This is a genomic window from Zafaria sp. Z1313 (assembly GCF_050563205.1).
GTDB lineage: Bacteria > Actinomycetota > Actinomycetes > Actinomycetales > Micrococcaceae > JAZDCJ01.
The window spans coordinates 1-4136 of the sequence record NZ_JBNWUK010000045.1; the positions used below are offsets into that span (position 1 = coordinate 1).

A 4136-nucleotide genomic window follows, 5' to 3' on the forward strand; every position below is an offset into this window, starting at 1 on the left:
TGGTTGGGTCCCCGGGTAGGAGTCCGGTGACTGTGTGAGTTTCGCATCCGATAATGGGTGCAGGAGGAAATTCACAGATTATGGCACGTAGGCATACCCCGGATCAGGTCGTCGCGAAGGTCCGGCAGGGGCAGAAGATGCTCAATGACGGCAAGCCGATGATCGAGGTCATCAAGGAGCTGCAGGTCACCGAGGCAACCTGGTATCGGTGGCTGCAGCAGTACGGTTCCGAGCAGAACGCAGCCCAAACCAAAGCGGTCAAGGACTTGGAGAAGGAAAACGCCCGGCTGAAGCGGTTGCTGGCCGAGAAGGAACTGGCCATCGACATCCTGAACGAGGTGGCTAAGGGAAAATTCTGAGCCCCGAACCTCGCCGCCGGGCAGTGCGCATGGCGGTGGAGAAATTCGGGGCGTCCGAGAGATTCGCGTGCAAGGTGCTGGGGCAGAACCGTTCCGCGCTGCGCAAGTCACGCCCAGCGGTCAGCTTTGAGGAAGCCCGGCTACGCGCGGCGTTGCGGGCCATCGCCGGGGAGCATCCGGCGTGGGGGTGGCGGAAGGCCCGCTGGCGCCTGCTGGCCCAGCCGGAGTGGGCTGGCGTGGTGCTCAACGCTAAGCGGGTGCGCCGGCTCTGGCGGGCCGAGGGACTGACGTGCAAGCCGAAGGCGCGTAAGCGTCGCCGCACCGGGCCCGGCGCCGGGGAGCAGAAGCGGCTGAAGGCCGAATACCCGATGCACGTGATCAGCTTCGACTTCCAATCCGATGTGACCTCCTGTGGGCGGCATGTCCGGTTCTTCAACGTCATTGACGAGTACACCCGCACCGCCCTGGCGATCGTTCCGCGCAGGTCCTTCACCGCCACCGATGTGGTCGCCGTCCTGGAGGACATCATCGCCGAAACCGGTGTCACGCCAACCTATGTGCGCTCCGATAACGGGCCGGAATTCACCGCCGCAGCGCTGGTCAACTGGTGCGCCACTGCCGGGGTAGATACGGCGTTCATCGACCCGGGATCCCCGTGGCAGAACGGGTTCGCCGAATCATTCAACGCCCAATTCAGAAGGGAACAACTCACTGGGGAAATCATCGACACCATGGCCGAAGCGAAGTACTTGGCCGACGAGTGGAAGGACATCTACAATCATGAACGGCCCCACGGATCCCTCGACGGCATGACGCCGAAACAATACTGGGACACCTGGACGCAGAAAAATCAACTAGCTATCGCATAGCCACTGGACTGCTAACCGGGACCCAATCAAGGGGCAATCGTTGTCATTCCTTTCCGCGTCCCATTCGCGTGCAAGGTGAGGGTGTGTTTCAACGATGGTGTTGTAGCCGGCAAGAGGCTGGCCGCCGTTGCAGATCGGGCACATGGACCTGCCTTCGTCGAGTGCCGCGAAAGCTTTATCCCAGCCCCGTCGCAAGACGTGTCCGTCACCGCAGATCAGCAAGGGCCGGCCAACGGTCGGCACTGGGCCTCGTCCCTTTCCCTGTCCGGCGACAACATAAACCTCTCGTCGATGGACTGGCAATGCGCCGCGTTGCTGCCGCAACTGTGCCAGGTAGCGGCTGAACGGCTCCAGTGGGCGGACTGTACTGTCGGCACCCTGAATGTCAGCCCGATTGACCGCGATGAGCGGGACGAAGTCTTCTCCGGTCGGGGCGTCCAGCGCAGATTTGCGCACCCATAGAAACGTCGGGCGCAGCAGCAGCCAGACACCGTCCGCCAACTCGCACCCGCTGCCCGGTACGGCCTTCCGGAGGTGTTCTGCCAGCCGGGCATTTGTTTCTGCAAAGGTGAGGCGCGTATCGAAGAGTTTCCGGTGAAGGCTCCGGTCCGTCAGAAGGCCGGCGACGGCGATCAGGACCGGGTAGCTCCCGGCGTCGAAAATTCGCTGCGCTGGTGCGCCATAGTTCTTGGGGGTGAGGACGCTGGCGATCGCCCGAAAGAGACTGAGGTCAGCTCGATTGCGACGTAACAGGTAGCGGTAACGGCGTTCGGCGGCGATAACCTCCCGTCCGACTGTGAACTGGGCTGCCGGTGTGGTCCCGGGTCCGGTCCACAGCCCGTGCCGCAGGCAGCAATTCGTTTCAACGTGGTCCAGTTGCCCGACCGTTGCTCCCCCGGCGCAGAGTCGGCACATGCTGCGTGCCGGGAGTTCTTCCCTGACCTGCCGGGCCTGGCGCTGGAAGTGTCCTGGGGCAAGCCCGCCCTTTGCCTCGCACCAGCGGACGAGTGCCGCCCGAAGCGCCTGGGCTTCTGACGAGGCCGCCAATTGGCGCGCGGCCTTGGACGAGGCGAGAGCGGGAAGGCCGTTGGCCAAGGCCAGTCGTTGGCCGTAGCTCTCGGGTGCTTCCAAATACCGTGGGCGGATTCGCACGGGGAACCTGCGGTTCAGGTCGGGGACCATGGTTTAGCCGGTCAGTTGCCGCAGGGCTGGGCTTTCCTCCAACAAGCCCCCGGCGTTCTCCGCGGCCATGTCGACGGGGAGTGCCTCCATGTACTCGCGGGTTAGGGTTTCACCCGCGGGGTCGCCTTCGAGGATGAGTAGCTGAGCGCCCCCGACCAGAAGCCGCTGAAGGGTGCCGATGTTGCCTCCGCTACGTCGGTGAAGCCACGCAGCATCCTTGAGTAATGCCTTCTTGTCATGAGCCAGAAGTGGTAGCTCGTTTGAGAACGCCATAACTATGCCGTTCCAAGCCTTCGTTTCCTCCGCCGTGGCATGTCCGTAGCGTTGCATCTCGAGCAGCGTGAAGCGTCGGCTGATCTGGTTTCCCCGCTCACCTGCCAGGAGTCCACCTTGGTGGACGTTGATGCCCGAATATACGAAGGTAGCCGGGACCTGGTTGGACAGGCTCTTGAGGACGTCGACGGATTCGCCATTTCCCTGACTGAGCTTGCTTAGGTTCTGCAGTTCGTCAACGACCACCAGCTGGGTGGAGCAAGTCCGCATCGCGGTGACAACTGCCTTAAGGATTTCCTCGAGAGTAGAGCGTCCGGGCAGTTCCAGTCCGTAGAAATGCGCGAACCGCCCGATCATGGCTTTGGCCGACGAGCCGGCGGGCACTTCGACGTAGGCCACGGGGATCGCGCCGCGACCGGCGAAGTCTCGATGCTGCAGGCCGAACAGGGCGTGCGTGCTGCGCATGAGGGCGATGCAGGCAGTGGTTTTGCCCACGGTGGACTGTCAAGCCCCGGGTTTGGTGGAGGGCTTCTTAGTTGGAAATTGTCGCCAGCTCGGGCTGGCCGTGTAGGGTGTGGAGCTTTTCGTATTCGACGGGCGGGATGTGTCCGAGCTCGCCGTGGAGCCGACGGTGGTTGTACCAGTCGACCCATTCCGCGACGGCGACCTCGAGGTGGTTGATATCGTGCCAGGGCCTGCGGTTGCGGACGAGCTCGGCCTTGAACAGCGAATTGAGTGCCTCGGCCATCGCGTTGTCGTAGCTATCGCCCCTCGAACCCACCGAGGCCACGGCATCCTCGGCGGCGAGGCGTTCGGCGTAACGAAGTGCTCGGTATTGCACGCCCCTGTCGCTATGGTGGACAAGTCCGGACAGGTCCGCGCCGTCCCTGCTGCGGGACCAGATCCCCATTTCCAGGGCGTCGAGGGCCAGCTCGGTGTAGAGGCTGGTGGAGACCTGCCAGCCCACGATGCGGCGGGAGAACACGTCCAGGACGAAAGCGGCGTAGACCCAGCCGGCGAAGGTTCGCACGCAGGTGATGTCCGCGACCCACAGCCGGTCCTGGGCCTCGGCGGAAAACCGGCGCTCGACGAGGTCCGCGGGCCGGCCGGTTTCCGGCGCCGGTTTCGTTGTCCGCGGCCCCTTGGCCCGCGAGACCCCGCGCAGCCCTTCGGCGCGCATCAGGCGCTCCACGGTGCACCGGGCCACCTCGGTGCCCTCGCGGCGCAGCTGGGCGTGGACCTTCCGCGCCCCGTAGACGGAGAAGTTCTTCTTGTGGATCCGCTGGATCTCGGCCGTCAGCTCCCCGTCCCGGACGCTGCGCGCCGAAGGCTTGCGGGTGCGGTGCGCGTAGTATGTGCTCGGGGCGATCTGCAGTTCTCGGCAGATCGGCTCGACCCCGTGCTCGCCGCGGTGCTCCTCGATGAAGGAACACATCACCTCGACGGGCGGTCG

At 64.2% G+C, this 4136-nt stretch carries 4 protein-coding genes and 1 other annotated feature; of the genes, 1 reads left to right on the forward strand and 3 read right to left on the reverse strand.

Annotated elements, in window-relative coordinates; genetic code table 11:
- Window positions 1–80: 80 nt before the first annotated feature.
- Window positions 81–1228, forward strand: a protein-coding gene (locus tag ACQ3I4_RS16520; protein ID WP_329863527.1) for an IS3 family transposase whose coding sequence is annotated in 2 segments (ribosomal slippage) — window positions 81–354 and window positions 354–1228 — 1149 coding nt in all. Because the reading frame shifts where the segments join, the coding sequence is not laid out codon by codon here.
- Here the strand turns inward: ACQ3I4_RS16520 and ACQ3I4_RS16525 are convergent.
- The 3 genes from ACQ3I4_RS16525 to ACQ3I4_RS16535 all read right to left on the reverse strand — a co-directional run.
- Window positions 1214–2410: a hypothetical protein gene (locus ACQ3I4_RS16525; protein WP_430633929.1), complete on the reverse strand. Its 1197-nt coding sequence runs from the start codon at window positions 2408–2410 to the stop codon at window positions 1214–1216. The two genes, ACQ3I4_RS16520 and ACQ3I4_RS16525, sit on opposite strands and share 15 nt — an antisense overlap.
- A 3-nt stretch (window positions 2411–2413) precedes the next feature.
- On the reverse strand, window positions 2414–3178 hold the full coding sequence (locus ACQ3I4_RS16530) for an AAA family ATPase (RefSeq protein WP_430633930.1): 765 nt from the start codon (window positions 3176–3178) through the stop codon (window positions 2414–2416).
- 37 nt (window positions 3179–3215) lie between these two features.
- The coding region (locus tag ACQ3I4_RS16535) for an IS3 family transposase (RefSeq protein WP_430633931.1) at window positions 3216–4136 on the reverse strand (921 nt) is incomplete at its 5' end.
- Window positions 4044–4136, reverse strand: a sequence feature (AL1L pseudoknot). This feature is flagged as partial in the annotation. It overlaps the preceding gene by 93 nt.

Bases quoted from the DNA above. Each gene is read 5' to 3' on its own strand.
- ACQ3I4_RS16525 (WP_430633929.1), bottom strand. From the start codon at position 2,410: ATGGTCCCCGACCTGAACCGCAGGTTCCCCGTGCGAATCCGCCCACGG.